This is a genomic window from Psychrosphaera sp. 1_MG-2023, from assembly GCF_030548245.1.
GTDB classification, from domain to species: domain Bacteria; phylum Pseudomonadota; class Gammaproteobacteria; order Enterobacterales; family Alteromonadaceae; genus Psychrosphaera; species Psychrosphaera algicola.
The window spans coordinates 1-741 of record NZ_JAUORW010000055.1 but is presented as its reverse complement, the minus strand read 5'-3'; the positions used below and the strand labels follow the sequence as shown (position 1 = coordinate 741).

The 741-nt window shown below is 36.6% G+C and carries 1 pseudogene; it reads right to left on the bottom strand.

Features of this window, described 5'->3' with window-relative positions:
* Positions 1-191, bottom strand: a pseudogene (locus tag Q4575_RS19680) (GNAT family N-acetyltransferase); the annotation flags it as partial.
* Positions 192-741 lie beyond the last annotated feature (550 nt).

The window sequence follows — 741 nt, the reverse complement described above, 5'->3', positions numbered from 1 at the left end:
GCAATAATCTGATCGTTCAAAACAATTTTTAAAATACATTTATTATTAAATTCAGACTCAAGTTCAGCTAAGCTCTGAGTTAACGGGGGTATACTAAAATCATTATGTAATTCAGCTTCTGAAATATACGCTTCCTTTTGAATTTGAAGAATAATAGGCGCATCTTCAATTTTTGCTTCTAAAATTTCCATTTGCACGAACCTATATTTATACAGCTAACGCCCGCATAAGAAGCGGACCAATTTGGGACGCATTTATGCGTCGTTTCTTTTTGCATTAAATGAGGCCGAAGTTGAGGCCGTCTGACTTAATGCGCTTGTTATATGCAAATTTACAACGATAAAAATAAACCGATGCTTATAAGCAAAGTTATAAAGCCTACTACAACTACATCATTGTAAAAAATGTAACCTGTGAGTAGCCCCTCTTCATGCGGATACTCTTTTGGGTATTTACCTAATGTGAAAATACGGCAAATTGGCCAACCAATGTAATAGCAAACTGTGTTGAGTAAGAACTCGATAAAAATTCGAATTAACAACTGAACTAACCAATCTAACACAACAACTTCCTTTGCATATAACGCTTTGCTAAGCGGCTAAAAATGGCTGGCTAAAATAGCGAGGAACGAAGCACAGCCAGCTGTTTGTGTCCGTTTAAGCAACTTGATACTTATTGAACCTTCTCCCCGAAGTTTAGCTTTTAGCTAAACTTCAAGGCGACCAAACCAAAAGGAGAAAG